Raw genomic sequence first — 25,284 nt, 5'->3', positions numbered from 1 at the left:
CTATCGACTTAAATTTTGTTTTTAGTTAAAGGTTTAAAGATATAAAATTATTTAGTTAATCTACAATAATAATTAGCGTATACACTGTAATTACTACAATTAAAGAGCATTAGCTTATGATATTCTTATTTTCACAACTTAGCGTTGCGATTTCATCCGCTTTTTAAGTCGTTTGTCAAATAAAATGCAAGCGACTGTATCGGGCCATTTGTTCAAATAGCTTGCGGTTAAATTCAGCAAATACGATCCGGTTGTGCGCTGCTCAATTTATCCCAATGTATTGTGTAATTTAAAAGATACATACCCTTTAATTTTTTGAAATGAACTTGAACACTACCCAATATTAGTAGTCCGAACAATTTCCCAAAGGAACAAGCTTCTAGATGACCCCAAATAGAATATGCAGCAATGAACGTAGATGCTGCGCATCTGTCCTGCCAATTCAAACTAGACCGGTACGTACTTACCATTCTGGATTAGCTGAGCTGATCCCAAATGGAGGTGCTGGCAATGAACGTAGATGCTGCGCATCTGTGCTGCCAATTCAAATTAGACTGGTACACACTTACCATACTGGATTAGCTGCGCTGATCCCAAATGGGGGTGCTGGCAATGAACGTAGATGCTGCGCATCTGTGCTGCCAATTCAAACTAGACCGGTACACACTTACTATACTGGATTAGCTGCGCTGATCCCAAATGGGGGTGCTGGCAATGAACGTAGATGCTGCGCATCTGTGCTGCCAATTCAAATTAGACTGGTACACTTACCATACTGGATTAGCTGCGCTGATCCCAAATGGGGGTGCTGGCAATGAACGTAGATGCTGCGCATCTAGAAGTTACGCACTCAAAAATTTGCTAAAGCAAGCTTTGACAAATTTTTTCGTTTATAACTTCATTCGCAGAGAGGAAGGGATTCGAACCCTCGATACGCTTTTGGCGTATACACACTTTCCAGGCGTGCGCCTTCGACCACTCGGCCACCTCTCTAGATATACCTTATAATAAGGAGCGGCAAATAACAAAAAAATATACTGTTATAAAACTTTTAGCTCTTAAAATTATTGCATTTCACCTCTTAGTGAAGTTTCAAAAATCGTCTTAAAGCTACTCGTCGAAATTTGTTGTCCAAGCAAATACATTAACTTGGCTAAGGCGGCTTCGGTAGTACAGTCCTTTCCAGAGATTACGCCAATTCGTTTAAGCTGGGTACTTGTTTCATATAACCCCATATTCACCCCACCTCCAGAACACTGCGTTACATTAATTACCGGCACTCCTTTTTTGATCAATTTTTTAAGGAGATCTATAAACCAATTCTCGTTGGTTAAATTACCGCTTCCGTATGTTTCTAACACCACACCCTTTAGTCCGTCGTAAGAAAAAATATGCTCCAATGTGGTCTCACAAATACCGGGAAACATTTTTACCAACATTATTTCAGACTCCATGCGTTTATGCACTTTTAACTTTTTTCGCCGATTAGGTTTATAAAGTGCTTCGTCGTTAACCGAAAGGTGTACACCACTTTCGGCCAATGCAGGGTAATTTAAAGAGGCAAAAGCTTCAAAATGCTCGGCATTTATCTTAGTGGTCCTATTGGCCCGATAAAGCTTATACTCGAAGTACAAACAAACTTCACTAATTTTTGGTTGCCCTTTTTCACGAAGTGCCGCAATTTGTATGGAAGTAATTAAATTCTCTTTGGCATCGGTGCGCAAATCTCCAATGGGTAGTTGTGAACCGGTAAATACCACCGGCTTGCTTAAATTCTCTAGCATAAAGCTTAAAGCCGAAGCAGTATAAGACATCGTATCGCTTCCATGTAATACCACAAAGCCATCAAAATTATCGTACGCGTCTTCAATAATGGTAACAAGATCTGCCCAATATATTGGATTCATATTTGAGCTATCTATGGGCGTCTCAAAACTGGTGGTGTCTATTTCGCAGTCTAATAACTTGAGTTCGGGTATGTGTTTTAAAAGGTCATTAAAGTTAAAGTTGCGTAAGGCGCCCGTTTCAAAATCCTTGATCATACCAATGGTCCCACCGGTATAGATCAATAATATATTTGGTTTTAGTTGCGCCATTAGATTCCGAATGTATCTTTAGAGTTTTTGGTAGTTGTTCGAGCCACTTCTTCTTCGGAAACGCCATAGATCTCCGCCACTTTTTTACAGATCAAGGATAAGTAGCTACTCTCATTTCGCTTCCCGCGATAAGGAACCGGTGAAAGATACGGCGAATCGGTCTCCAATACAATATGCTTCAGCGGTATTTGATGCAAAAATGTATCGATCTTTCCATTTTTAAAGGTTACTACACCCCCAATACCTAATTTCATATTAAACGAAATGGCTCTTTCTGCTTGCGCTAAGGTGCCGGTGAAGCAGTGAAATATTCCGAAGAGATTCTCATCCTTTTCAGTCTCCAACACTTCAAAAATCTCATCGAAAGCATCTCTACAATGTATCACTATTGGTAGCTTGTGCTTTTTGGCTAATTGGATCTGTTGCTTTAATGCTTTTTTCTGAATCGATAAAGTAGATCGATCCCAATACAGATCGATACCAATTTCTCCAATCGCATAAAATGTTCGTTTTTCTAATTGAGTGGTGACATGCCGGAGTTCGGCTTCATAATTTTCCTTTACTGAAGTGGGATGCAGCCCCATCATTAAGAACATGTGCTCGGGAAAAGTAGCTTCAAGGGCATACATGTCTTCGGTAGTTTCAGAATCGATCGCTGGAATAAAAAAACGATTTACCCCCTCTGCCATGGCCCGCTGAATCATCTCGGTTCTATCGGCTTCAAAAGCATCACTATATAAGTGGGTATGGGTATCGGTCAACATTCGTACAAAGTTACCTATCTTTACAAAAAAACGTGACACAACTTCGAAATTTTCTGGAAGCAAAAGACTTTCATCGCATTCCGTTAAAAAAACTCGCTACAGGCCACTATAAACTTTCAGCAAAAATAAATGGCAAGCCCGGCAACTTTATTTTGGACACCGGTGCTTCTACCAGCTGTATTGGCTTCGATTGTATTTCCTATTTTATTCTGAAGAGTGAAGAAAGTGAAATCAAGGCAGCAGGTGCCGGTGCGGTCAATATGGAAACCAAGATCGCCAGAAAGAACATAGTTTCCATAGGCGGTTGGCGTACAAAAAACATGGATTTCATTCTTTTCGATCTTTCACACGTCAATGAAGCCCTACGACAAGCTGAAGAAAGTGCAGTTCATGGAATAATTGGAGCTGATTTCTTAAAACACGTTCGAGCCGTGATTGATTATGGTCGTAATTGTTTATATGTTAAATAAGTGGCTGTTACAAAAATTTTAGTAACTTTAAATTCTCCCTTACAAACCTAACATCCATTGAAAACACTATTGGTTCTTATTACCGTATGCTTGCTATACCCTATAATTGGGTACGGTCAGGATATTGACCATTACAAGCAATTGGCTGAAAAGGAAACTAATATGACGGCCAAATTAGTGGCGATGGACTCTGTTCTTTCAAAATCTTATATGAGAGATGACGACGTATTTATTGATTACAGCATACGTTATATCGATCTAGCGAAAGCGATAGACAGTATAGAATGGGCTGCAAAGAAAGCTATGAACGTGCAGTACACCCTTACATCGAAAAAGAACGATCCGGGGAAAGCTATTGCGCTCATTAATGGCGTATTAGCACACAAGTACAAAATCAAGGATAGTTTTTTAATTGGCGGGCTCTTCTTAAAGCGCGGTGGGGCTCATTTTAGAGTCGATCTAGAAGAAGCTATTGAAGATTATACACTGGCAATTGAGAATTTTGCTGAAACAGACTCCGTTTATATCGCCGATGCGTATATGTTTAGAGGCCAAGCGAACTCCACCTTAGGCTCGTTCGTAAAAGCTACCGAAGATTTTGATACGGCCTATCGCTATTTCGAAGATCTACAAGATTACGAGTACATGCTACATGCCCAGCAAGGCAATATTATCATGTACGGAATGAATGGTTTCTACGAAAAGGCAAAAGAGGAAAGAGACGAATTGATCGAGAAATTAATAGAACTTGGACTTACTCAGTATCTCGCCACCGAGTATTACAATCAGTCGTTGGATTTTAAAAAAATGGGGGACCCTGTTTCTCAATTGGAGTCACTTATAAAAGCAAGAAAATCCTATTCAGACAGCCTTCGAGATACAACCACGCTATTAGCGATACAATCGAAGTTTGCAGAATACTACAGTACGCATGACCAATTAGACTTAGCCGAAAAATACATCGATAGTATAGACGAGAACTATAAGCGTATCAAAAACGATATGTTCGCCACCTTAAATTACACCAGCGCCAAGGCAAATTATTTGAAGGCCAACAACGACTATACAGGCGCCTTAAGATATGCACGATTAAAGCTTGAAAATGCCAAACGATTAGGTTCAGAAGATGAGAACCTAGAAAGTTATCAGTTGCTTTCAGAGATTTATGCGAAAATGGGCGATTACAAGAGCAGCTTGGATTATAAAGATAAATACATTCGCATTAAGGACTCACTGTACGATTCGAGCAACGTGAACTCGTTGGCTTATTACCAAACCTTGTTGGAAACCGAGAAAAAAGAAAAGGCATTGGTAGAAAAAACGTCAAGCCTTCAATTACTAGAAAAAGACAACGAGTCGTTTAAAAAGGTAGTTGCTTTTTCGAGTGTTGCAACTATTTTATTCTTTGGACTCATCCTTTTATACAGGAACCGACAAGAATTAAAGTACAATAAAATACGGCAAGAACGATTTAGTCAAGAGCTAATCGTATCCCAAGAGGAAGAACGAAAGCGCATCTCCAAGGACCTACATGATAGTTTGGGGCAACAATTATTACTTATAAAAAATAAAGTATTAGCGACCGGTGATGAAAGCACCAAAAAAATGGTGGACAATGCAATTGATGAAGTTCGAACGATCTCGAGAGACCTTCATCCGTTTCAACTTCAAGAAATGGGCATTACAAAAGCGATCGAGCATACGCTCACTAAGATAGACGAGAATACAACCGTATTTATTTCCGCAGATATAGAGAATATAGACAACCTGTTTACTCCCGAACAAGAAGTTAATATTTATCGAATTGTTCAAGAGAGCCTAAACAATATCATTAAACACGCAAAAGCTGAAGCCAGTAGGGTTTCTGTAAAAAAATTGGCAGACTCCATTACCATTTCCATTAGGGATAATGGTATAGGATTTGATTTTTCTGAAAAATACCAGGATGTAAAATCGTTAGGACTAAAAACACTCTTAGAGCGTACCAAATTCCTTAATGGCCAAATGAAAGTTCAATCAAAGATCAATAATGGCACTACCATCGAATTTCAATTTCCTGTTTCATGAAGTGTCAATCTATCATCATAGCCGACGATCATCCGCTGCTCTTAAAAGGTCTAAATGACTTCCTTCTAGAGAAGGGTTACAATATTATAGAGAGTTCGAGCAATGGTCGTGAAGCCTATAACGCAATAGCTAAATTAAACCCCGATATTGCCATACTAGACATACAAATGCCGTATATGTCCGGATTGGAAATCGCTAAAAAGTGTAAGACCAATTGTTTAGACACCAAGATCGTACTAATTACCTTACACAAGGAGAAAGAGCTTTATCAACAAGCGCAGGACCTTAATATCTTTGGCTACATCTTAAAAGAATTTGCACTCGAAGAAATTGAAAATTGCATCAACACTGTTAGTAAGGGCGTCCCGTATTTTAGTCCGAAGATCAAAGAAAATCTAGGGGTACAATTTCTTGACGACAACTCGTTGAATTCGCTAACTCCTTCAGAAAAGAAAATACTTAAACTTATCGCAAAAGATAAGACCAATAAGGAGATCGCTTCGCTCTTATTTATTTCTTACCGTACCGTAGAGAAGCATCGAAGTAATATTATTACAAAGTTAAACTTAGAACCGAAAACAAATAGTTTATTGATATGGGCGAAAGCACATCACGATAAATTATTATAATTCTGCAATTCCATCTTGTAGGAATTTACGTGTTTCCACGTATTTCACGAATCGAAGAAATTCGTCATCTTTACAATATGAAACCTAAAGTGTTGCATCAAGATGAAAAACATACAAAGCCAAGCATAAAGAAATTAATCTTTATTCTGCTTATTATTTCAATTATCAGCATTGTAGTCCTTAATGTCATAAATTATTTTGTTTCATATTATTAAGAGCGTTAAGGAATTTTCAACTAACTAACCAAACAAAAAACCCGACCAATGGCCGGGTTTTTTTAGTTGTATTCAATTGTTACAACTCAAGTGCTTTTTCTATATCGTTGTCCATTAATAGGTCTATCGGACTTTCCAGTGCTTCTTTAACAGCGACTAAGAAACCAACCGATTCACGGCCATCGATAATTCGATGATCGTACGATAAGGCCACATACATTACCGGCGCGATGGCAATGGCGCCATCCCTTGCTACCGGTCGTTCAACGATGTTATGCATACCCAAGATACCCGACTGTGGCGGATTAATAATAGGAGTAGACAACATACTTCCAAACACACCGCCATTAGAGATCGTAAAGGTTCCTCCGGTCATTTCATCAACTGTGATTTTCCCGTCACGAGCACGTAATGCCAATCGCTTTACCTCTGCTTCAACACCTCTGAAGGTTAGGTTTTCGGCATTTCTAATTACCGGAACCATAAGACCTTTCGGTCCTGAAACCGCTATCGAAATGTCTTTAAAATCGTGCTTAATTTGATAATCTCCATCGATCATAGAATTCACATCCGGATATAAATCCAAGGCTCTAACCACCGCTAAGGTGAAGAAAGACATAAATCCAAGACTTACCCCATGCTTCTCTTTAAATTGCTCCTTATATTCTGCTCGTAATTCAAAAATAGCACTCATGTCAACTTCATTGAAAGTGGTCAACATGGCTGTTTCATTCTTAGCAGACACCAAACGCTCTGCAACCTTACGTCGTAACATAGAAAGCTTTTTCCGTTCGGTACCTCGACCACCTGCACCGGGTGTACCCATAGACGGCACGGCATTCTCGGCATCACTTTTAGTAATACGTCCATCTCTACCGCTGCCTTTCACCGATTTAGCGTCGATACCTTTTTCTGAAAGTATTTTCTTAGCCGCAGGCGAAGGAGATCCAGTTGCATACGACTGCTTACTGTCTTGTGTTTGTTTTTGTGTAGATCCTTTTGAAGGTGTCTCTTTATTAGGTGAAGCCTTTTCTCCGGTATCCTTCTTTTTAACATTTTCCTGATCTAAATCCGGACCGGCATTTCCCTCTCCTTTTTCATCGCCCGGGTTGTCGTAGGTTTCGGTAGAATCTTCTCCACCATTTGGGTTTTCTGCATCGGTATCGATAAGACAAACCACATCTCCAACAGCTACCGCATCACCTTCTTCAGCTTTAAGCGTAATAATTCCGCTGGCTTCCGCAGGTAGCTCTAGGGTTGCTTTATCACTATCCACTTCTGCAATGGCTTGATCTTTTTCAACCCAATCGCCATCTTCAACCAACCACTGTGCTATTTCTACTTCGGTTATGGACTCTCCCGGTGAGGGAACTTTCATTTCTAATGCCATAATATCTCTTAATTATCCTGTGTTAGGAATTTTTGGTTATTCTTCATTTTTATTAAACACACTCTCGATTACCCTCATATGTCTTGACTTAGACCGCACACTACTTCCTGCAGCAGGCGCAGCATACATCTTGCGACTACAAACTCTAAAATTACGGGCTTCTTCAAAATGCATCAACATATGTGAATACGCACCCATATTCTTTGGTTCTTCTTGCGCCCAAACAATATCGTCTGCGTTCTTATATTTTTTAATAATCTCTTTCATCTGTGTGGTTGGCAGCGGGAATAATTGTTCAATTCGTACCAAGGCCACATCGTCTCGCTCTAATTCTTCTCGCTTTTCCAACAAGTCATAATAAAATTTACCGGTAACGAAAACCAACGATTTTACGTTGCTTGTCTTTACTTCGGAATCGTCTATCACTGTTTGAAAACTTCCGTTCGCTAATTCTTCTTTCGTAGATACTACTTTAGGATGACGCAACAGACTTTTAGGGGTAAACACGATCAAGGGTTTTCGATAGTCTACCAACATCTGTCTTCTAAACAAGTGGAATAAGTTTGCTGGCGTGGTTACATCTACCACAAACATATTGTCTTTCGCACAAAGTTGAAGGTAACGCTCCATTCGCGCCGAAGAGTGCTCTGCGCCTTGACCTTCGTAGCCATGTGGTAACAACATTACCAATCCATTTTGAAGCTTCCATTTGTCTTCGGCCGCCGAAATGTATTGATCGATCATGATTTGAGCTCCATTACTGAAATCACCAAACTGTGCTTCCCAGATGGGTAATGTCTTCGGACTCGCCATGGCATAGCCATAGTCAAATCCTACGACTCCATATTCAGATAACAAGGAATTATAAATATAGAAATCTCCTTGTTTCTCCGCTAATTCATTCAACAGTATGATCTCTTCCTCACTGTCCTCCACCTTAACTACCGCATGACGATGCGAGAACGTTCCTCGTTCTACATCTTGCCCGCTCATACGAACATCATATCCTTCAGATAAGAGTGAACCATACGCCAACAATTCTCCCATGGCCCAATCTAATCGATTGTCTTCAAAATACATGGTGTGACGGCTCTCGATTAGTTTGGAAATTTTTCTAAGGAATTTTCTATCCTTCGGAAGCTGTGTAATTACCTTGGCGATCTCGGTCAATTTATCGAGATCGAAACTGGTATCGATCGTTTCCATCATCTTGTCTTCCTCTGCATAATGGAAGCCTTCCCAAAGATCTTGCATGATCGCGGTGATCTCAGTTTTATCCTCTTTCCTAGAATCTTCTAACTTTTCTTCTAACCTATTCTTATACTCTTGTTCCAGTTTTTTGGTGTACCCTTCTTCGATCACCCCTTGCTTGAACAATTTTTCGGCATAAATATCACGCGGATTGCTGTGTTTAGCAATTGCTTTATAAAGTTTTGGTTGGGTAAATCGAGGCTCATCACCTTCGTTATGCCCGTATTTTCTATAACCTAACAGATCGATAAATACATCTCGCTCAAACTCCATTCTAAAGTCTAACGCGAACAACATAGCATGAACAACAGCTTCTGCGTCATCGGCATTTACGTGTAAAATTGGAGAAAGCGTCACTTTACCTACGTCGGTACAATAAGTGGACGATCTACCGTCAAGATAGTTGGTAGTAAAGCCAACTTGGTTATTGACTACAATATGTATGGTACCCCCGGTTTTATAACCGTCGAGTTGTGCCATTTGCACGATCTCATATACAATCCCTTGACCGGCGATTGCAGCATCTCCATGCACAATAATAGGAAGTACCTTACTAATATTTTCTTTGTACATGCGATCTTGTTTCGCACGTGCGATTCCTTCTACTACCGCACCAACTGTTTCCAGGTGGGAAGGGTTAGGAGCAATATTCAAATTGATCTCTTTTCCAGAATCGCTTTTTCGTTTTGAAGTCCACCCCAAATGATATTTTACATCCCCGTCAAAAATATCCTGCGCATAATCTTTTCCGTCGAATTCGCTAAATATGTCCTTTGCACTTTTTCCGAAGATATTGGTAAGCGTGCTTAATCGACCGCGGTGCGCCATGCCCATCACAAATTCTTCCACACCCAGTTCGGCGGCCTTTTCAATTAAGGCATCCAATGCCGGAATAAGACTTTCGCCCCCTTCTAACGAAAAACGTTTTTGGCCCACATATTTCGTATGCAAGAAGTTTTCGAATGCGACAGCTTCATTTAATTTTTTAAGGATGTGTTTTTTCTGCGCTTCGGAAAAATTTGGTTGATTGTCGTTAACATTCAATTTATTTTGAATCCATTCGATTTCTTGTGGCTTCCGAATGTACATGTATTCGATCCCAATCGAATCGCAATAAATACTATCAAGGTGCTTGATAATCTGTTCAAGCGTACTTGGTCCAATGCCTAAGATCTCCCCGGCTTTAAAAATAGTACCAAGATCATCCTGTGTTAGACCGAAGTTCTCAAGATCGAGCGTAGGCGCGTACTTTCGTCGTTCTCGCACCGGGTTGGTCCGCGTGAACAAATGGCCACGTGTACGATACCCATCGATTAGCTTGATTACTTGAAATTCTTTTAAAACTTCTTCAGAAATAACAGCACCATCGTCGTCTATGCCCAATGCTTCTAACGAACCATTCTCGATTCCAAAGTCGAAGCCTTGGAAAAAAGCTCTCCAACTAGGTTCTACACTATCCGGAAATTGTAAATACTTATCGTAAAGTTCGGCAAGATGAGCAGGATGGACTGCGTTTAGAAATGAAAATTTATCCATAATTGGAATAAAGCGGTCTATTTTTATAAAACGATACAAAAATACAATAAATCTACTAACTACCCTGCTTTGACTTTATATATTTAGTGCATTCAAATCATAAATAAATCCTAACGAAACTGCTTTGTTTTAACAGCATACACTGTTTTAAAGTCTTACTTATCCCGTCAATTTCCTTCAGATACTGTCGCCACCGTCAAACTAAGAAATCGATTGGAAAAGTTTATAAATACTGCTGTTTGTAATTAGATTTATAACCAGATCGTTGGCTGCAGATGTGTAGCGAGGGCCGCTAGACAAAATCACAAGACCCATAGTTAGTTATAGCCTAATTTGGTTATTTGCTTTTACACCTTGCGTTTCATAAGCCAATCACCAAATTCGCGCAGTTGTTCTTTTTTTTCTGAATCAATTTGTAATGCATCAAGTACTTTATACGCTTTTTGCGTATACCGTTCAATTTCTTTTTGAGTAGCTTCGGCTGCGCCGGAAGATTGAAAGATCTCCTTGACCGTTGTAATCTTATCGGAAGGGTCTTTGGGTGAAATGCTAAATAAATGAGCCAAGGTATCGGCGTCGGCCTTTGAACTATTCTCGACGGCCGTTAAGTATAAGAAGGTCTTTTTGTTCGCAATAATATCGCCTCCAATTTGCTTTCCAAAAGTTTTAGGGTTTCCGAAGGCATCCAAATAATCATCTTGCAGCTGAAATGCGATGCCTAAGTTGCGTCCAAAACTATAGCTATTTACTTTGCATTCTTCCGAAGCATTGGCAACAATGGCTCCCATTTTCATGGCTGCTCCAATTAAAACCGCTGTTTTATAATCGATCATCTGTATGTATTCTCTCAGCGTGACATCATCTCGCGTTTCAAAGTCTACATCGTATTGCTGTCCTTCGCATACTTGCAGTGCGGTGGTACTAAACAACTCTGCCAATTCTCTAAACATAACGGCTTCGTACCCTTCGAACAATTGATACGCTAAAATAAGCATGGCATCGCCTGAGAGAATTCCGGTATTAAGATCCCATTTCTCATGCACCGTTTCTTGACCTCTCCGCAATGGTGCGTGGTCCATTATATCATCGTGAATAAGCGAAAAATTATGAAACAACTCTACCGCCAGGGCAGCATTCATCGCTTTCTTATAATCGCCTTTAAAGAAATCGCAGGTCATAAGTGTCAATACCGGGCGAAGTCGCTTACCGCCTAATGACACAATGTAATGAATGGGTTCATAAAGCTGATGTGGTTCTTTGAGTGTCACAGTGGCTTTTAAGTGCCTTTCTAAAGCAGAGCTATAGGGAGATAAGATGTCCATTCAAAAAAATTTCCGCTAAAATACAAGTTGCTCGACAAAAGGGTGTGAAAAAAAGAATAAAATCTAGAAAATCAAAAGCTGAAGAGCATAGATGTTAAGAAATCATTAAAACTTTGGAAACTTTTTTTGTTTTTATAGTTTCCTATACTATCTTTGCCGACCGTTATGAGAGAAAAAATAATAGAAAAAGCTGCAGAGCTGTTCATCAATCTTGGTTTTAAAAGTGTTACCATGGACGATATCGCCCAAGAAATGGGAATCTCCAAAAAGACCATTTACACTCATTTTAAGAACAAGACTGCATTAGTAAAGGAAGCTGTGATGCATATGTATCACTTGATAACCCATGGCATAGACTGTATTAGAGCTTTAGAGCAAAACCCGATAGAAGAACTGTATGCTATCAAGAAGTTTGCAATGACCCGGCTTAAAGATGAAAAATCATCGCCGCAATACCAATTGCAGAAATACTATCCCGAAATTTACAGTTTATTAAAAGAGAAGCAATTTGAGAAAATGCATGAATGTACGGTAGCAAATCTGGAACGTGGTATTGCGCAAGGTCTGTATCGTGAAAACCTAGACGTCGAATTTGTATCCCGTATTTATTTTATTGGAGTAAATGGTATAAAGGACGATACTTTATTCCCTATAGATCAATTTCCCAAAGCACAATTATTTGAAGCTTATTTAGAATATCACCTAAGAGGTATCGTGACCAAAGAAGGTTTAAAAACATTAAAAAAATTCATCAACCAACAATCAAACTAATGAAACAATTGTTACTAACGCTTGGTATCCTATTAGGTACTTTTTATGCGGCGGCTCAGGACGCACGAGGCTACAGTTTTTCGCTGGAAGAAGCAGTTACCTTTGCTATAGACAGCAATTACACTGCCATTAACGCGAGACGAGACATTGCCAAAGCAATTAAACAGAAATGGGAGACCACTGCGACCGGTCTACCTCAATTAAGTGCGAACATAGCGTATCAGAATAATTTAAAACAGCCGGTCACATTTATTCCGGCCGAATTTAGCGGAGGGGAACCCGGAACCTTTACACCGGTCACTTTTGGAACCAAGCAAAGTGCTTCAGCCACAGCTACACTAAACCAGTTGATCTTCGATGGAAGTTATCTAGTGGGGTTACAAGCTGCTCAAGCATTCTTGGATTTTTCTGAAAATGCTGCCGAAAAAACCAACCTAGAAGTTCGAAAAGGCGTTATAAATGCTTATGGAAGCGTATTACTTTCCGAAGAATTAATCGCCATTTTTGAAAAGAACAAGGAAAACCTTGAACAAAATCTTTTCGAAACACGAAAGATCTATGAGAACGGGCTTACCGAGCAGGAAAGCGTAGAACAATTGGAAATAACCTTGCTCGACATTGAAACACAGTTAAGCAATGCAGAACGCATGGCATCGATCGCACGACAGATGTTTAATGTTGCCCTTGGTATAGACGTGAGTGCTCCCGTAATTTTTGAAGATAACCTAAGCGATCTTGCACAAGAGCATATAGAGTTGTCATTTTTGGACACTTCGATAAACGTTGAAGAAAATATTGATTATAAGATTGCGTACAACCTTACCGAACAACGAAGTCTCGAACTAAAATTAGAAAAAAGTAAAGCGCTTCCTACTTTATCTGCTTTCATAAACTACGGAACGGCTGCCAACAGTGATGAGTTTAGCTTTTTAGACAGTGATCAACGTTGGTTTCAATCCTCGGTATTGGGCGTAAACATGAACATTCCCATTTTTAGCAGCGGGATGCGAAGTGCCCGCAGTCAACGTGCCAAGATCGCATTAGAGCAAGCCGAAACCCAGTTAGAAGAGACCGAACAAAATGTTCGTTTGGAAGTAAACACGGCTAAAAGTGATTATTTATTCGCTATTGAAAATTATGAGAATGCAAAGAAGAACCTTGCTTTGGCCGAACGAATAGAAAACAAGAATCAGATAAAATTTGTGGAGGGTTTGTCTACAAGTTTCGATCTAAGACAAGCGCAAACCCAGTTGTATACTGCTCAAGAACAATATTTTCAAGCTATGGTACAAGTAATCAACACAAAAGCGACCCTTGAAACCGTATTGAACACACCGCAATTACGACCGGATTTTGAAGAAATTAAAGACAAATATTAATCAATCAACCAGATAAAGACCTTAGAAATGAAAAATATACTATTCATAATAACTATCGCCCTCCTACTTGCATCATGCGGAGGTGACACTAAATCTGTCGATGACCTAATTGAAGGTGGCGATCTTTCGGCTATTAAAGAACGAAAGGCTGAGTTAAACGCACAACAGAATGAATTAAAGGTTGAAATTGAAAAATTAAACACTTTTATTCAGAAGAAAGAAAAAAAGCAAACGGCACTTTTGGTTTCTACCAAAAAATTAAACGACACCATCTTTAAACATTTCGTTGAAGTGCAAGGTGATGTAGAGACAGATCAAAACATTATCGTTTATCCGCAGTTTTCGGGAGTATTAACTCGTGTATATGTAAATGAAGGGCAACAAGTCTCTAAAGGACAACGATTAGCAAAAATCGATGATGGCGGATTATCGAGTCAATTGGCCCAACAAGAAACACAGGTTGCATTAGCGAAAACTACGTATGAGCGTCAAAAGCGATTATGGGACCAACAAATTGGATCTGAAATACAATTCTTAGAAGCCAAGGCCAACTTCGAAGCAGCATCCAGAGCAGCCGATCAAATCCGTTCTCAAGTGGCACGAACTATTATAACTGCTCCATTTAGCGGGGTAGTAGACAATGTGATCGCCGAGCAAGGTCAAGTTGTAAATCAAGGACAGACCGAAGTCATTCGGTTGGTGAATTTAAGCGATATGTACGTAAAAGCTTCGTTACCAGAAATTTACTTGAACAGTATTAAAGTAGGAACCGAAGTAAATGTACGTTTAGCGTCGATAGGCCAAGAATATAAAGGTACAGTACGTCAAGTTGGAAATTATATTAATCCTTCAAATAGAACCTTTGATGTTGAAATTGCAATTCCGAACAAGAACGGACAAGTGAAGCCTAATTTAATTGCGACCGTTAAAGTAAACGATTACACCAACGAGAATGCGATTACGATCCCTGAGAACATCCTTCAAGAAAATTCGCAAGGAGAAACGATCGCATTTATCTATGTCCCTGAGACGGATACCACCGGCACGGCTAAGCGTGTGGTAGTGGAAACAGGAATAAACTACGAAAATGAAATTGAGGTGAAGAGTGGCTTGGAAGAAGGAGATGTGATAATAATTGAAGGGGCAAAAAGTGTTCGTGACGGACAAAAAGTGACCACTAAAAACCAATAAACAGATTGCATTATGAGCAAGAACACTTATAAAGAATTTAGTATTTCCTCCTGGGCGATCGACAATAAAATGACCGTCTATGTAATCATTTCCATTATTTTGTTTTTAGGGGTATTCTCTTACTATACCATGCCCAGAGAATCGTTTCCTGAAATAATAGAAACCAAAATATATGTAAGTTCTGTCAACCCGGGGAATTCTGCAGAAGATGTGGAAAAATTCATTACCGAACCCTTGGAGGAAGAATTCAACAATATTGGTGGGGTTCGTGAAATTTCTTCAACAACGCTTCAGGATTATTCGATCGTTATTGTTGAGTTTGAAGAAGATGTCGAAATTCCTGTGGCCAAACAGCGCGTAAAAGACAAGGTAGATCAGGTAAAAGCGGAAACAACCTGGCCTACTTTAGATAATGGCGCCAAGGTAGAACCCAACGTCTTTGATCTAAATCTTTCCGAAGAACAACCCATACTCAATATTAATCTTACCGGAGATTTTCCTATTCAACAACTTAAAGACTACGCAGAGTACCTTCAGGATAAAATAGAATTGCTTCCGCCAATTAAAGAAGCAACGATTCGAGGTGTCGAGGAAAAAGAGGTTGAGATCGCTGTCGATGTGTATAAAATGTCTGCGTCTCAAGTGAGTTTTAACGACATAATAAATGCCGTACGAAGTGAGAACAATACGATCTCCGGTGGTAATGTGATTAGCAATGGTGTGCAAAAGAACATCCGGATTCTTGGTGAGATCGAAAACCCGAACGAACTGAGGGATGTGGTGGTAAAGACAGACGGCGGTACGATCTTTTTAAAGGATGTTGCTACGATTAATTTCAAAGAGCAGGACCCTTCTACCTATGCACGTGAGTACGGCGAGCCGGTAGTGATGTTAGACATTAAGAAAAGGGCCGGAAAGAACATGATCGAAGCGGTTGAGAACATCAAGGAAATTGTTAAGAAAGAGCAAGAAGAATATTTGCCCGAAGGACTGAATATTTCATTGACCAACGATCAATCTGTTAAAACGCAAAACCAAATTGACGACCTGGTAAACAACATCATTTTTGGAGTTATACTCGTGGTTTTGGTACTTATGTTCTTTTTAGGCTTTAGGAACTCATTGTTCGTAGGGTTTGCCATCCCGCTCTCCATGCTTATGTCCCTATTTATTCTATCGAGCTTCGGGTTTACCATGAATACCATGGTTTTATTTGGCTTGGTAATGGGACTAGGAATGCTTGTAGATAATGGTATTGTGGTTGTGGAAAACGTGTATTCATTAATGAGCGAAGGAATGCCCAGAAAAAAAGCTGCTAAACAAGGGATGGGCGAAATTGCTTGGCCTATTATTGCCTCAACAGCGACAACCTTAGCGGCCTTTTTCCCATTAGGGCTTTGGCCGGGACTTATTGGTAAGTTTATGATTTACTTCCCGATCACACTTTCTGTGGTATTGGGGTCTTCTCTATTCGTGGCGCTCATCATTAATTCGATGTTAACGTCTAAATTCATGAAAACGGAAGAGAAGTCGTTGACCAAAAAGAAATTGATTCGCTGGAGTCTTATTCTGGCCGGTGTAGGTATTATGCTGTTAATAGCCGGTTTTGCGCTAGATGTTGCCGGGTTAAGAGGCATTGGGAACCTCAGTCTTTTTACGGCCTTGATGTTGTGGGTGTACAAATACATCTTAGCCGGTGCTGTTGAATATTTTCAGTTTAAGTCGTTAAAGCGCTTGGAGAATTTTTACGAGCGATTCTTGAAGTTCGCACTTCGCGGTAGAAAAGCTTATGTTTTTCTCTTCGGAACCTTCGGTATTTTGATCCTCTCGTTTGTCTTGGTAGGTATTGCACAACCCAATGTCTTGTTTTTTCCAGAAAACGAGCCCAATCAGATCATCACCTATATTGAATATCCGCAAGGAACCGATATCGAAAAGACCAACGAATTAACGAAGCGAATAGAAGCTCAGGTTTTTGAAGCCATCGAAAAATACGAAGACGAAGATGGCTACAATTTTATGGTAGAATCGGCTATTTCTCAAGTAGGTGAAGGCGCAGGAAACCCACAAACCGATGCGGGGCAATCAAATGAAATGCCGCACAAAGGTAAGATCACGCTATCTATGCGAGAGTTTCAGTTTCGACGAGGCGTAAAAAGTAGTACGGTACTTTCCGAAGTAAGAAACGCCGTAAAAGGATTTCCTGGTGCGTCTATTATCGTAGAAAAAGATGCAGCAGGCCCACCAACCGGCTATCCAATTAATATTGAACTAAAGGGTGAAGATTACGAAGAAATGCTTAGAGAGGCAGAAAGTATGCGATCCTTTATTGAAGGGCTGAACATAGCCGGAATCGAAGAGTTGAAGATCGATGTAAATAAGGCAAAACCCGAAATGGAGGTACAGGTTGATCGTGAAAAAGCCGGGCAGCTGGGAGTAAGCACGGCTGCAGTAGGACAAACCTTGCGTCGCTCAATTTATGGAGAAGAAGTGTCAACCTATAAAGAAGGTGATGACGACTACCCTATCAACGTACGTTTAAAAGGGGATCAGCGTTACAATGAAAGCGCTATTTTCAACCAACCGGTTACGTTCAAGAACAACAATGGGAAATTGATTCAAGTACCTATTTCATCTTTAATTACAAAAAGTAACTCTTCTTCGTTCAGCGCAATTAAAAGAAAGGACCTAAAGCGGGTTATTACTTTGTATTCGAATGTACTTGGCGGCTACAATCCTACTGAAATAGTTACTACCCTTAAATCTGAGTTGGAAAATTATGAAATGCCTTCCGATATAGAGTATTCGTTTACCGGTGAGCAAGAAGAGCAGGCAGAAAACATGAGTTTCCTTTTATTGGCGCTCTTTTACGCCATGGGGGGAATTCTATTGATTCTTGTGGCGCAATTCAATTCTATCTCTAAACCGCTCATCATCCTAACGGCGATTGTACTTAGTTTAGGTGGCGTTTTCTTAGGGTTGGTCGTATTCTCAATGGATTTTGTCGTCATTATGACCATGATGGGGATTATATCGCTTGCGGGTATTGTAGTTAATAATGCCATTGTATTGATTGATTACACTCAAATACTGATCGATCGTAGAAAAGAAGCGCTGGGAATGGATGAAGACGATAAGCTTACGAAACAAGAGTACTTTAAACAAATCGTTGCAGGTGGAAAATCGCGTTTACGACCTGTGCTTTTAACAGCGATTACCACGGTGTTAGGGTTAATTCCTTTAGCCGTTGGACTTAACATTGATTTCTTCGGATTGTTCACAGATTATGATCCAGGAATCTATATTGGTGGTGATAATGTGATATTCTGGGGGCCATTAGCATGGACCGTGATCTTCGGTTTAATCTTCGCGACCTTCTTGACATTGGTAATTGTACCAACGATGTTCTATTTGGTAAATCGCGCCAAGATCCGTTTTAGCAAAAACAAGAACAGCGCAGAGACAAACAGCATTGAAGAAGTAAAAAATTAGAATAGAGGCGCTAGTAATTTAAGTGCATTAAAATAAAAAAGCCCTTTCTTTCGAAAGGGCTTTTTTTTAGTTATCACAATCTAAATTATAATTGTGTTTCGGCTAATGGCACTGGCAATGTATTAAAGATCTGGTCACCAGGTCTGTCAATTGGCAGTGTATTTGAAAGGCCGTAACGACGTAGATCATACATTCTGTGGTTTTCACACCATAAAGAATAACGACGTTGTCTTAGCATTTCTGATGTCAATGCTGAAGAAGTGGAGTCTCCACTGTAATCTGGCAATGATGCAGCATTACGAATCACATTTAATGCGTCTTCTGCATTCCCTAAATTTCCGGCTAAAATGCTTGCTTCAGCAAAAAGAAGAATTAACTCTTCATTTCGCATAATATCGATAGGAGACGTGTTGGTTTCGTAAAGATCTGTTTCAAACTGCCCATTAAGATCATCTTGACCTTGAGGGTCCGGACGTGGGTTTGTTTTGGTTTCAACACGAGAATCACCCGGCTCGGCTTCGTCGATCCAGCTATCGTGAACAATGATCTGGTCACCGTTTTCACCATCAACTTTAAAGAGACCGTTAGACTGATCACCACCACCTAGGCCGAAAATGTGTTTAGGGCCTACGTTAAGGTCGCCTCCAAGATCCAAGAACGAATTAGACAATGCTGTTAGTGCAGCGTTACCGTCACCGTCGTATACTGCCGCCATACCGGCTACAGCTCTATTGAACTCACCAAAACCTTGTGGCGAATCAAATCCGTCGAATCCAGAACTCAAATTAAAGCTAAACGAACCTCCTGCATTATTAAGACTAGCATTAGCTTCGTCTAAAATAGTTCTCACATAATCTAATACGGCACCACTTTCTAATAGCGGTCCTAAATTATCAGGATCAGAAACATCAATTCTAGCTTGACCGTATGATTTGATCATTTGGATCAATTCATAAGCGATCACAGTTTTCGCAAATCCGACATATCCATTCATTTCGGCAGCGGTAACCGCATCGGTATTCATTGCGGCTTCAATTAGAACTGTGGCGTTCTTGATACATCTATAGCTTCCAGCCCATTGTGTAGTACTGTAGAAAGAGTTGTTATCAAGACCAATTCCATTTTTACCTAATAAATCCCCAGTATTACGTGGATCTGCATCAAATAAATACAATTCTCTAGCCATCGTACCACTTGCTGTAGTTTCGATTGCTATTCCGTTTCTTAGTGTAGATTCAATACCTACAACTAATTCATTTAACTGCCCCTTAGAGGCATTAGTTAGAACCCCGTCGACACTAGGTCCGTTAGGGTCTACTACCTCATCAAAAGAACATGAAGTGCCAGCGAGGAGCGCTAGTACAACCAACCCGGTTGTTGAGATTTTTTTAAATATATTTTTCATAATTTTTTTTATTAAAAGTTAACGTTTAAGTGAAAGTAAACTTGTCTTGCACTTGGGAAAGGAGTTACTTCAATTCCGTTTGAAAGTCCACTACCTCCATTTACAGATACTTCAGGGTCATAGCTAGTATAATCTGTTACTGTAAATAAGTTACGTCCGGAAACTCCAAACTTCACACTTTCCATATTATCACCAAATACGTTTTGAATAAAACGTGACGGAAGACGATAGTAGATCGCTGCTTCTCTTAATTTCAAATAACCGGCAGGCTCTACGAATCGCAGGGCATTAGCGGCCGTATCTAAACGATCTTGTCCTGCTTGTGTCTCAAGATCTGGAGTTGTTTGACCTAAATCGGTTAAGAATTTAGATAAGTTCAAGTTTTCTCCACCAGATTTTAGCTGAAATAAGAATGAGATGTCAACTGCATCGAACAATGTAAAGTTGTTGTTGAATGCCATTTGGAAATCCGGTTCTGTATTACCAACTTGAAGTTGTTCTGAAGTACCGTCTCCATCTACATCAACATTTCCAACCAACTGTGTTGCCGGCTGTCCTTCTTCAATATAAATGGTTCCTAGTCCTAAACCAAACCCGGCACCTGCCAAAGCAAATGGTGGCACATCTAATCTAGTGATCTCTGATTCATTCTTATAGAATTGAACTCTTGTGTTCCATTTAAAGTTATCCTTGTCAAATACATCAGCTGTAAGCGCTAATTCAATTCCACGGTTCTCTAATTCACCAAGATTTGTTGTTTCTCTTGTAAATCCTGAAGATGGTGGAAGCGCTCGTTGAAGAATAAGGTCTTTTACAGTTTTCTTGTAGTATGTAGCCTCTAAAACAAGTCTGCTATTGAATAAACCTACATCCAATCCAACCTCAAATTCTTGAGCTGTTTCTGGAATAATGTCCGGATCTCCTTTTAGACCGGCAACTGACTGTCCAATTGCTCCTCCAATATTACTAGTTCCCAAACTTGTAAAAGTAGATCCAAATCGTGCAGAGTTACCTGTTTCTCCATAAGCCGTTCTGAATTTCAACTGATTAACAGTTTCAAGACTCCAAAAATCGAAGTTGGCAATGTTAACTGCTAACGATGCTTTTGGGAATCCATAGAATTCATCCGGATCTCCATTTCGAGTCGATTTGTCTAAACGATAACCAACAGTAGCAATTATTTGATCTTTAAAGTTTCCTTCCACTTGACCAAAATATCCTAATTCCTCTTCTTCGCTTCTAAACTGATCGGTTACTTGGTTTGCAGACTGGTCAACACTTGTTTGACCTGCAGCTAATCCAGTACCACGTGCATTAATCAAATTAGACTCTTGATATAAGTAGGCTAATCCTAATTGAGTGGTGATTCCTAGATCTCCTCCCATTGCATCATGATCCCATACAAAAGCCGACTGGGTATTGAATTGCGTAAAGTTGTTTTTTCCTTGTGCAACAAAACCGGCAGCAGCACCTAATCCTTGTTGTGCCTGATGTGTTTCAGGAACATATACAAAGGTTTGGTTCGCTAGATAGTCGATACCTGCACTGTTCGAAAATCGAACGCGGTTCGAGTCTCCCGTGTAAAGTTTAGTGTTTACGGTTAGACCTTGGATAATACGATCGTTCGTATCCTCATTTCTCGCTTGATCTCTTACAAAGATTGGATTACCACTAAAGTTCGGGTTGTTTGGATAATTCCCATTTTCATCTGGGAATAAATTATTCCAAGGACGGGTAAATGCCAATACATATCCATAACTTAAACCACCTTCGTTCTCATTACCCGTAAAACTACGGCTAGAGTTACTTCGAATATAGTTAGTAGTCGATGTAAAATCGAATACGTTAGAAATCTTATGCTCAATATTACCTCTTACCGAGAAGCGGTCGAAACCTGTATTTTCAATAATACCTTCTTCATCTCGGTAGGATCCACCTACATAAAATTTAGTTTTTTCATTACCACCGGTAGCACTTATACTAGTTTCAGTAATAAAACCTGTGTTACCATAAATAATGTCTTCAAAATCGTAGAGTGACCCTCGCGCAGCTAGCGTTGCATTGTACTTATCTAATTCGCCTTGTCCAAAAGTTTCTAACACAGAAGCTGCTGTCCATGGACGCATTCCTAATGCATTCTGAAGCTTGTTAACTCCAACATCTTGCTTAAAGCTAATACGAGTCTTACCTCTGCTTCCACGCTTAGTAGTAATAATGATTACACCAGCACTACCTCTTTGTCCGTAGATTGCTGCTGCAGAAGATCCTTTAAGGATTTCAATATCAGCGATGTCGTTAGGATCTAAATCTGCTAAACGGTTACTTGCATTTTCCTCGTTACCCGAGTTCGCACCTGAAGCAAATCGTAATCCAGATGGAATCTCCACGTTGTTAACGTAAATTCCATCTATAATAATAAGTGGTTGGTTGTTTCCAGTAATGGAAGTTACACCACGCAATCGCAATGCAAAACCACCTCCCGGCGCACCAGAAGAAGAGGTAATGTTCACCCCTGTTACTTTTCCATAAAGGGCTCCGTCAACTGTTGTTTGACTTGTAGTCCCTACTAATTCTTCTGCGGAAACCGAAGCAACAGCATTTGCCGCGTTAGATCGTTTCACACTTGTTGCAAGTCCGGTCACAACGACCTCCTCTAAGGATTCGGCAGATTCTAACATCACTATATCTACAACACCCGGGGCATTTACGGCCTGTTCTACCGTTGTAAACCCAAGCGAAGAGAATTCTAATACTACTGGAAGCGCATCAACTTCAATGCTGTATTCCCCATCAATATTAGTGGTAACACCATTGGAAGTTCCCTTTTCCACAACATTCGCAAAGGGCACTACGTCCCCTCGTTCAGTCTTTACCGTTCCCGTTATGGTCGTTTGTGCGAACACAAAGCACGGAAAAATAAATAGCAACAGCAGGAGTCTCCTGCGATTTGAGTTGTTTTGTTTCATAATTACTAATTTTTTGTTAATTCTTCGAATTTAATAAGAATTTTCTAAAAAAAAATTATTTATCGACATATTAACACATTAAAATCGCAAAGGATTTGGAAATCACAAGAATAAAAAGCAAACATTTTTGCTCCAATAATCTATAACTTCTTAAATTTGCAGCCGTTTATAGCACCACCGTTATAATTTTTAATCACGATTTATGTACAGATCACATACAAATGGCGAATTACGAGCCACACATATCAATAAAGAAGTAACATTGTCGGGTTGGGTTCAAAAGATCCGCGATAAAGGATTTATGATCTGGGTCGATCTTCGTGATCGTTATGGTATTACACAGCTAATATTCGATGAAGAACGCACTCCTAAAGAAATGATGACCTTAGCCTCGCAATTAGGACGTGAATTTGTTATTCAAGCAACAGGTACCGTCATTGAACGAGAATCTAAAAACCCAAATATGCCTACTGGCGATATTGAGATTCTCGTTTCTAAACTCACCATTTTAAACAAATCGCTTACTCCACCCTTTACTATTGAGGATGCTACCGATGGTGGGGAAGACCTAAGAATGAAATATCGCTATCTCGATATTCGTCGAAAACCGGTTCGTGATAATCTTGTCTTCCGTCATAAAGTAACGATGGCTGTAAGAAACTACCTCTCCAACTTGGATTTCGTGGAAGTTGAAACCCCTTACCTTATTAAATCAACTCCCGAAGGGGCTCGCGATTTTGTAGTGCCGAGCCGGATGAACGAAGGACAATTTTACGCACTTCCGCAGTCACCGCAAACATTTAAACAATTATTAATGGTTGGTGGCATGGATAAATACTTCCAAATCGTAAAATGTTTTAGAGACGAAGACCTGCGTGCCGATCGCCAGCCGGAATTTACACAAATCGATTGTGAAATGGCGTATATCGAGCAAGAAGATATTCTCAACACATTCGAAGGGCTTACTCGTCACCTGTTAAAGGAGATCAATGGTGTTGAAGTAGACAAATTTCCGCGTATCACCTACGATGAAGCGATGAAAACCTATGGTAATGATAAGCCGGATATTCGCTTCGGAATGAAATTCGGTGAATTAAATGAAGTAGCACAACACAAAGACTTCAACGTATTTAATTCGGCCGAGTTGGTTGTTGGTATTGCTGTTCCCGGCGGAAACCAATATAGCCGAAAAGAAATTGATCAATTAATCGATTGGATAAAACGACCTCAAGTGGGCGCGCTAGGGATGGTCTATGTACGTTGTAACGATGATGGCACCTATAAATCTTCAGTAGATAAGTTCTACGACCAAGAAGATCTTGCAAAATGGGCACATGCAACCGGTGCATCGAATGGCGATCTTATATGTGTGCTTTCAGGAGAAAAAAATAAAGTACGAGGACAACTTAGTGCCTTACGTATGGAATTGGCCTCTCGCTTAGGGCTAAGGAAATCGGATGAGTTTGCGCCACTATGGGTGATCGATTTTCCTTTGTTAGAGTGGGATGAAGAGACCAATCGATATCACGCGATGCACCATCCATTTACCTCACCTAAATCTGGTCAATTAGACTTGTTAGAAAGTAACCCCGGTGCCGTTAAGGCCAATGCGTATGATCTTGTACTTAACGGTAACGAAATTGGAGGAGGCTCTATACGTATTCATGATAAAGAAACGCAATCGCTTATGTTCGATTATCTAGGATTTAGTGAAGAAGAAGCAAAAGCGCAGTTTGGATTCCTAATGGACGCGTTTCAATACGGTGCACCCCCACATGGCGGAATTGCATTTGGTCTTGACCGATTGGTGGCTATTCTTGGCGGACAAGAAACGATACGTGATTTTATTGCATTTCCGAAGAACAACGCCGGAAGAGATGTTATGATCGACGCTCCTGCCCCTATCGACAAGGAACAATTAAAAGAGCTCCATTTACAGCTCAATTTAAAACCTTAATTGACAGTTCGAGAAGAAAATTACCTACTCACATTTTTCTTCTAAAAGATTGGTTATATAATAAGGTATAAATTCTATTTAGCAATGAAATACGTTTTAACAATATTACTGGTTCTGGTAATCGCAGGCACCTGTGTCGGGTTCTTTATTAAACCAACCGACTACGAAACCGGGGAATTGATCATTGGACTTTCCATAGCCTTAGGGGTCTTTATTTTAATGCCGCTATTCATTTACCATCGATGGAAAAACAGAAGCGTAAAAGAGTATATGTTGACTAAAGAAAACATAGAAAAGATGCGTGACTTCAGCAAAGACAAAAAGCTATAAATCAGTAGGTTTTTTAAAAAAATAGCAATTATTTAATGGACAACTTTAGAATT

At 39.9% G+C, this 25,284-nt stretch carries 16 protein-coding genes and 1 tRNA gene; 9 read left to right on the top strand and 8 right to left on the bottom strand.

Features of this window, described 5'->3' with window-relative positions:
* Positions 1 to 905: 905 nt before the first annotated feature.
* From DWA30_RS01150 to DWA30_RS01140, 3 genes are all read right to left on the bottom strand, one after another.
* Positions 906 to 993, bottom strand: a tRNA-Ser gene (locus DWA30_RS01150).
* A gap of 71 nt (positions 994 to 1,064) precedes the next feature.
* Positions 1,065 to 2,096: an asparaginase gene (locus tag DWA30_RS01145; protein ID WP_114490700.1), complete on the bottom strand. Its 1,032-nt coding sequence runs from the start codon at positions 2,094 to 2,096 to the stop codon at positions 1,065 to 1,067.
* The gene (locus DWA30_RS01140) at positions 2,096 to 2,860 is read right to left on the bottom strand and encodes a TatD family hydrolase (protein ID WP_114490699.1); all 765 of its coding nucleotides are present in this window, start codon (positions 2,858 to 2,860) and stop codon (positions 2,096 to 2,098) included. The genes DWA30_RS01145 and DWA30_RS01140 overlap by 1 nt, the downstream gene beginning before the upstream one ends.
* A 32-nt stretch (positions 2,861 to 2,892) precedes the next feature.
* Here DWA30_RS01140 and DWA30_RS01135 point away from each other — a divergent pair, with 32 nt between their 5' ends.
* From DWA30_RS01135 to DWA30_RS01125, 3 genes are read left to right on the top strand one after another with little or no spacing between them, the layout of a single operon-like run.
* Positions 2,893 to 3,330, top strand: coding sequence for a retropepsin-like aspartic protease family protein (locus DWA30_RS01135; RefSeq protein ID WP_114490698.1), 438 nt, complete (start codon positions 2,893 to 2,895; stop codon positions 3,328 to 3,330).
* A 57-nt stretch (positions 3,331 to 3,387) separates the two neighbouring features.
* Positions 3,388 to 5,397: a tetratricopeptide repeat-containing sensor histidine kinase gene (locus DWA30_RS01130; RefSeq protein ID WP_114490697.1), complete on the top strand. Its 2,010-nt coding sequence runs from the start codon at positions 3,388 to 3,390 to the stop codon at positions 5,395 to 5,397.
* Positions 5,394 to 6,026: a response regulator gene (locus DWA30_RS01125; protein WP_114490696.1), complete on the top strand. Its 633-nt coding sequence runs from the start codon at positions 5,394 to 5,396 to the stop codon at positions 6,024 to 6,026. Before DWA30_RS01130 ends, DWA30_RS01125 begins: the two co-directional genes overlap by 4 nt.
* Positions 6,027 to 6,320: 294 nt before the next feature.
* Here DWA30_RS01125 and odhB read toward each other — a convergent pair whose 3' ends face one another.
* The 3 genes from odhB to DWA30_RS01110 all read right to left on the bottom strand — a co-directional run bounded on the left by odhB (position 6,321) and on the right by DWA30_RS01110 (position 11,740).
* Positions 6,321 to 7,631 carry a 2-oxoglutarate dehydrogenase complex dihydrolipoyllysine-residue succinyltransferase gene (gene odhB / locus DWA30_RS01120; RefSeq protein ID WP_114490695.1) on the bottom strand — a complete coding sequence of 437 codons (1,311 nt, stop codon included), beginning with the start codon at positions 7,629 to 7,631 and terminating at the stop codon, positions 6,321 to 6,323.
* A gap of 36 nt (positions 7,632 to 7,667) precedes the next feature.
* Positions 7,668 to 10,418 carry a 2-oxoglutarate dehydrogenase E1 component gene (locus tag DWA30_RS01115; protein WP_114490694.1) on the bottom strand — a complete coding sequence of 917 codons (2,751 nt, stop codon included), beginning with the start codon at positions 10,416 to 10,418 and terminating at the stop codon, positions 7,668 to 7,670.
* Positions 10,419 to 10,765: 347 nt separating this feature from the next.
* Complete coding sequence (locus DWA30_RS01110; RefSeq protein ID WP_114490693.1) at positions 10,766 to 11,740, bottom strand: polyprenyl synthetase family protein; 975 nt, start codon at positions 11,738 to 11,740, stop codon at positions 10,766 to 10,768.
* 165 nt (positions 11,741 to 11,905) lie between these two features.
* On the opposite strand from DWA30_RS01110, the gene DWA30_RS01105 reads away from it, so the two are divergent.
* From DWA30_RS01105 to DWA30_RS01090, 4 genes are read left to right on the top strand one after another with little or no spacing between them, the layout of a single operon-like run.
* Positions 11,906 to 12,511, top strand: a complete 606-nt coding sequence (locus DWA30_RS01105) for a TetR/AcrR family transcriptional regulator (protein ID WP_114490692.1) — start codon at positions 11,906 to 11,908, stop codon at positions 12,509 to 12,511.
* Positions 12,511 to 13,890, top strand: a complete 1,380-nt coding sequence (locus DWA30_RS01100) for a TolC family protein (protein ID WP_114490691.1) — start codon at positions 12,511 to 12,513, stop codon at positions 13,888 to 13,890. Before DWA30_RS01105 ends, DWA30_RS01100 begins: the two co-directional genes overlap by 1 nt.
* Positions 13,891 to 13,917: 27 nt before the next feature.
* Positions 13,918 to 15,081: an efflux RND transporter periplasmic adaptor subunit gene (locus DWA30_RS01095; protein ID WP_114490690.1), complete on the top strand. Its 1,164-nt coding sequence runs from the start codon at positions 13,918 to 13,920 to the stop codon at positions 15,079 to 15,081.
* Between the two features lie 12 nt (positions 15,082 to 15,093).
* The gene (locus tag DWA30_RS01090) at positions 15,094 to 18,573 is read left to right on the top strand and encodes an efflux RND transporter permease subunit (RefSeq protein WP_114490689.1); all 3,480 of its coding nucleotides are present in this window, start codon (positions 15,094 to 15,096) and stop codon (positions 18,571 to 18,573) included.
* A gap of 85 nt (positions 18,574 to 18,658) precedes the next feature.
* Here DWA30_RS01090 and DWA30_RS01085 read toward each other — a convergent pair whose 3' ends face one another.
* Both DWA30_RS01085 and DWA30_RS01080 read right to left on the bottom strand, forming a co-directional pair.
* The gene (locus DWA30_RS01085) at positions 18,659 to 19,978 is read right to left on the bottom strand and encodes a RagB/SusD family nutrient uptake outer membrane protein (RefSeq protein WP_114490688.1); all 1,320 of its coding nucleotides are present in this window, start codon (positions 19,976 to 19,978) and stop codon (positions 18,659 to 18,661) included.
* A gap of 11 nt (positions 19,979 to 19,989) precedes the next feature.
* Positions 19,990 to 22,944, bottom strand: coding sequence for a SusC/RagA family TonB-linked outer membrane protein (locus DWA30_RS01080; RefSeq protein WP_114490687.1), 2,955 nt, complete (start codon positions 22,942 to 22,944; stop codon positions 19,990 to 19,992).
* A 202-nt stretch (positions 22,945 to 23,146) separates the two neighbouring features.
* On the opposite strand from DWA30_RS01080, the gene aspS reads away from it, so the two are divergent.
* Positions 23,147 to 24,901, top strand: a complete 1,755-nt coding sequence (aspS, locus tag DWA30_RS01075) for an aspartate--tRNA ligase (RefSeq protein WP_114490686.1) — start codon at positions 23,147 to 23,149, stop codon at positions 24,899 to 24,901.
* A gap of 84 nt (positions 24,902 to 24,985) precedes the next feature.
* Positions 24,986 to 25,231, top strand: a complete 246-nt coding sequence (locus DWA30_RS01070; protein WP_114490685.1) for a hypothetical protein — start codon at positions 24,986 to 24,988, stop codon at positions 25,229 to 25,231.
* Positions 25,232 to 25,284: the final 53 nt, after the last annotated feature.

Origin of the sequence: Candidatus Ulvibacter alkanivorans, assembly GCF_003333325.1 — a bacterium.
In the GTDB taxonomy this organism is placed as follows: domain Bacteria; phylum Bacteroidota; class Bacteroidia; order Flavobacteriales; family Flavobacteriaceae; genus Ulvibacter_A; species Ulvibacter_A alkanivorans.
The sequence above is the reverse complement of the archived record's forward strand: the minus strand, read 5'-3'. Positions and strand labels throughout refer to the sequence as shown.

Bases quoted from the DNA above. Each gene is read 5' to 3' on its own strand.
- DWA30_RS01080 (WP_114490687.1), bottom strand. From the start codon at position 22,944: ATGAAACAAAACAACTCAAATCGCAGGAGACTCCTGCTGTTGCTATTT.
- DWA30_RS01105 (WP_114490692.1), top strand. From the start codon at position 11,906: ATGAGAGAAAAAATAATAGAAAAAGCTGCAGAGCTGTTCATCAATCTT.
- DWA30_RS01095 (WP_114490690.1), top strand. From the start codon at position 13,918: ATGAAAAATATACTATTCATAATAACTATCGCCCTCCTACTTGCATCA.
- odhB (WP_114490695.1), bottom strand. From the start codon at position 7,631: ATGGCATTAGAAATGAAAGTTCCCTCACCGGGAGAGTCCATAACCGAA.
- DWA30_RS01140 (WP_114490699.1), bottom strand. From the start codon at position 2,860: ATGTTGACCGATACCCATACCCACTTATATAGTGATGCTTTTGAAGCC.
- DWA30_RS01070 (WP_114490685.1), top strand. From the start codon at position 24,986: ATGAAATACGTTTTAACAATATTACTGGTTCTGGTAATCGCAGGCACC.
- DWA30_RS01110 (WP_114490693.1), bottom strand. From the start codon at position 11,740: ATGGACATCTTATCTCCCTATAGCTCTGCTTTAGAAAGGCACTTAAAA.
- DWA30_RS01145 (WP_114490700.1), bottom strand. From the start codon at position 2,096: ATGGCGCAACTAAAACCAAATATATTATTGATCTATACCGGTGGGACC.
- DWA30_RS01115 (WP_114490694.1), bottom strand. From the start codon at position 10,418: ATGGATAAATTTTCATTTCTAAACGCAGTCCATCCTGCTCATCTTGCC.
- DWA30_RS01085 (WP_114490688.1), bottom strand. From the start codon at position 19,978: ATGAAAAATATATTTAAAAAAATCTCAACAACCGGGTTGGTTGTACTA.
- DWA30_RS01125 (WP_114490696.1), top strand. From the start codon at position 5,394: ATGAAGTGTCAATCTATCATCATAGCCGACGATCATCCGCTGCTCTTA.
- aspS (WP_114490686.1), top strand. From the start codon at position 23,147: ATGTACAGATCACATACAAATGGCGAATTACGAGCCACACATATCAAT.
- DWA30_RS01100 (WP_114490691.1), top strand. From the start codon at position 12,511: ATGAAACAATTGTTACTAACGCTTGGTATCCTATTAGGTACTTTTTAT.
- DWA30_RS01090 (WP_114490689.1), top strand. From the start codon at position 15,094: ATGAGCAAGAACACTTATAAAGAATTTAGTATTTCCTCCTGGGCGATC.